Origin of the sequence: Sulfurovum sp. bin170 (genome assembly GCF_010892395.1) — a bacterium.
In the GTDB taxonomy this organism is placed as follows: Bacteria; Campylobacterota; Campylobacteria; order Campylobacterales; family Sulfurovaceae; genus UBA1140.
On record NZ_JAACKB010000070.1, the window covers coordinates 1 to 4,062 of the forward strand.

2 protein-coding genes and 1 pseudogene are annotated in these 4,062 nt (G+C 31.4%); all 3 read right to left on the reverse strand.

Going from position 1 to position 4,062, the window contains the following annotated elements; genetic code table 11:
• Nucleotides 1-30 precede the first annotated feature (30 nt).
• Entirely contained in the window at nucleotides 31-2,988 is a 2,958-nt protein-coding gene (locus GSY74_RS01630) for an ATP-binding protein (protein ID WP_164663375.1), read from the reverse strand.
• A gap of 11 nt (nucleotides 2,989-2,999) precedes the next feature.
• Nucleotides 3,000-3,758, reverse strand: coding sequence for a hypothetical protein (locus tag GSY74_RS01635; protein ID WP_164663376.1), 759 nt, complete (start codon nucleotides 3,756-3,758; stop codon nucleotides 3,000-3,002).
• A pseudogene (locus tag GSY74_RS01640) lies at nucleotides 3,755-4,062 on the reverse strand (hypothetical protein); the annotation flags it as partial. The gene GSY74_RS01635 and the pseudogene GSY74_RS01640, both read right to left, overlap by 4 nt.

Here is a 4,062-nt window from a genome sequence, read left to right on the forward strand (position 1 = left end):
AATAGTTTATTTCTATTAATAAAAATTAAATTAACCACATTTTATTAATTTATTTGAAATCTCATTAGCGTGACCTATAGGTTTTAGTGTCTCACAATAGTTACTTGTGTTATCTCTCTCAACAAACGCAATAGGGGTCGCACCCGAGTCTCTGATAAGTTCAACAACCATACTATCACTATTAACTTCTCTAAAAGGTTTAGCATCAAAGAGTGCAAATTTGTACTCTTTCCTATCAAGTTGCTCCAAGAATTTATCTGCTGAACTATACCTATCAACGCTATATCCAAGATTATTTAGAACAGCTGTATAAATTTTTGCCATTAACTCAGTTTCTTTATATAGAATGATTTTAGATTTTTCACTGCCTACCACATAGAGCTGATTATTTAGAGGCATAGACTCTCTAATCTCTTCAATAGGAAAATACTCCTCTATAATAGCAGTAAGATCGGCAACATCTATAGGTTTTTTTAGGTATTTATCCATACCTGCAGAGAGATACCTCTCTTTATCAGCTTCAAGAGTATTTGCTGTTAGTGCAACAATTGGTATATGTTCTATTTGATTGAGCTTCTCATATTCAATAATCTCCTCTGTCGCCTCAACACCATCCATAATAGGCATCTGTATATCCATAAATATAATATCATAATCGTTCTCTTTACGGAGCTTTAGAGCCTCGGCACCATTGGACGCTAGAGCGACCGATATATCAAAGTTTACTAAAATATTTTGAATTAGTTTCTGATTAATATGGTTATCTTCAACAACCAAAGCAGATATATCTTTAAATACTTTATGAGAGGCAATATCCTCTACCTCTGTAAGCTGCTGCTCTATAGTGCTAGTTTTTGTTTTGACTATATTCAAAGCTCTTATCGTCTTAGAGAAATTTAGAGGCTTGTAGATTAGCTTAGAGATTTCATCTTTGAGAGAACATCTACACTTCTCTATCTCTGCTGTACTTATCAGTACAGTTTTTGTGTTGAGTACTACAAGAGAGCCTATTATCTTCTCATCATTTATATATTGATGGTCTATAAAGAGTATATCAGGTAGAGTAGAGGTCTCCATATTAAGTACCTCTAGGTAATTATATGTTTTGAAATCTGCACCGATATACTCTATATAGGCTTGAATGTTTTCATGGTTACTCTCTATATCTGGTATAGTTATATATGCTGTCTTGACATCCGTCAACTTTGGGATGGCTCTCTCTTTTTTCTCTTTTGTCTCTTTCAAATCTAATGAAAAGAAGAATGTAGTTCCCTCTCCCACTGCACTCTCTACTTCTAGTTTTCCTCCCATAAGAGAGACAAATTTACTAGATATTGTAAGTCCCAAACCTGTTCCACCAAACTTTCTACTTGTACTTGCATCGGCTTGAGAAAAGGCATCAAAAATCTTACTCTGTTGCTTTTTCGTCATACCTATACCTGAATCTTTGACAGAGAATTTTAGCCTGACAACACCATCTGTTTGAGACAGTTTCTCTATCGCAATATTAATTTTACCATTTTTATTTGTAAATTTAACAGCATTACTCAGTAGATTGATAATAACTTGTGAAATCTTAGTCCCATCTCCCATAAGCTCCATAGGAAGAGTTGGATCAATAAATAGACCTAAATCAATATTTTTTTGAGCAGCTTTTGCTGCATAAGAGTCTACCGTCGCTTCAAACTTCTCCATTACAGAAAATGGAATATTTTCAAACTCAATTTTTCCTGCTGTTACTTTAGAGAAATCTAATATATCATTGACTATATGGATGAGACTATTAGAACTCTCTTCTATTATATGCACAAACTCTTTTTGATCCTCTTTTAGTTCTGTCTCTTTAAGTATATTTGTAAATCCTATAATACCATTAAGTGGGGTACGAATCTCGTGGGACATATTGGCCAAAAAATGGTCTTTTGCACGGCTTGGCTCTTTAATCGCATTGACCAAAAATTTATATATCGCAATAGTGTCATTTTTCTTCAAAACTTTTTTTATCTCTGTTCTTTGTTCTTCATTAAGGTCTGCTTCGAGGTCACTTAAAGTATCCGTTAGCATACGAGAATTTTTTATATTAGAATAAGATAGATAGATTAGGATAAAAAGAATTATCAGAAGAGCAACAGATGCTACCATATATTTTATAGTCTGTTGTTTTACCGTAGAGAGTTGAGCATAAATATATTTTTGAGATTGAGATAAAAGTATACTCTGTCTATCTCTAAGTTCAGTAATCCTCTCTTCACTGGTCTCTATCCACTCTTTTGATAAAACAGAATATTTACTATCAATTGAATCTATAAAAATCTCTCCTCTTAAATTTTGTAGAGCGATACTCTCTGTAATATCAATGTGTAAAAGAGTCTCCCACAACAGTAAATCCTCTCGTTTCATCTCCAAAGAAGAGCTTAATATAAAGGAGATGAAACTTTTCTCTGTAGATAGGTTCTCTTTCTGTTGTAGAAGTTGAAAATAGTCAACAAATTGTTCACTATTTTCAACCAAAGGGTTTTGTATAAGTCTCTCAACTAATCCCATAAGAGGTTTAACTACTTTATTAAAATAGTTTTCAAAAAGAGTATTTTGGTAATCCAAACTAAGAACATCTACTCTAGTTCGTGTATAAGATAAATTTTTGGATATATCACCTATGGCTGATTTATAAAAATATAGTTCTCTATTTTTTTTTAAAAACGCATTTAGAGTCTCTAGCTCTTTATCTACAATTGCTCTATAAAATTTCAAATTTTTAAGATCTTCTTTATGCTTGGTTCCCATATAGATGGCAGAGTAGACTCTCTCATTATCTACCTTGTTCAAGACAGTATCTATCTTATCAATTAACAAAATAGAGCCAGTACTCTGTTTTCTTTCGTTATATCTATCATAAGATAGATAGCTGTAGTAGAGTAGTGTAGTAGCTAATCCAATTACAATAAATATAAAAAGAAAAGAGATAGTTTTATTGTTGTTAATTTTCATTAGATTCCTCTCTATTGATTCTGTTTATGATATAGAGATATTTTCTGAATACTCTTCTCTAAGACACTCTCCGAAGAGAGTATCAGGTTCGGAATGGATAACTCATTTGATTTATAGAGAAACTCTCTATGTTTACCCCAAGTATAATTCATCTTTTTTAACTCACTAGATAACTCACCAGGATAACTATAGGCATTTATTGAACTTAATATACTCTCTACACTTACTATCGCTTGTTTCATATTTTTAAAGTTATTATTTTTATCAAGATTCAAAGCAGAGGCAACATAGTACTTCGATATTCTCTCTAGTAGATACTCTATATTTTTAAATAGCATCAACATATTCTCTTCCGCAGAAAAATCATACTTATGTTCATTGAATATGGAGTTGGCTCCCTCTACAAAACTTTCACCATAATCAAGCATCAACATACTTCTCTCTCTGTTTGCCTCTTTGACTAGCAACTCTTTAATCTCATCTTTATTATAAGCAAGAAAATCCAAAATATTTTTACTATCTCTATTTTTTGTAATAGTTGCTATCTCAATAATAGAGTTCTCTAACATTTCAATATCAATAAGAAGTCTCTCTTTTAGATTTGATTTCTTAGAATTTTTATAATAAAATAGATAATCTTTAGCTATTTTTTGTCCAAGTAGTCTAATGTTTTCAGATGCTTCAATAACCTTTACATCACCTCTAGTAGAGGCAGATAGGGTTGTAGACAATACTAAACTAATCGCCAATATATTCAATAATTTTTTCACAATACTCCTTCTACATAATTTTTTGTTACAATATTCATATTTTTTAAAATATCATCAGATTTTTTATATATTAATGTTGGTATAAATCTAATAGAAGACCTATTCATCACCTCAAAAAACATAAATGATTTTTCAACTCTATTTAATAGCTTTGTAGTCTCATTACTATTTAATTTCGATTTTTTTAATTTCTCCAGAGAGCTTTTAAAAAGGCTCATTGCACTCTTTAACTTCTTTTTAAACTTATCATCTTCAACATCCCAAACTTTCAACATATAGAGACTTGCCATCCGTTGAGATAGCA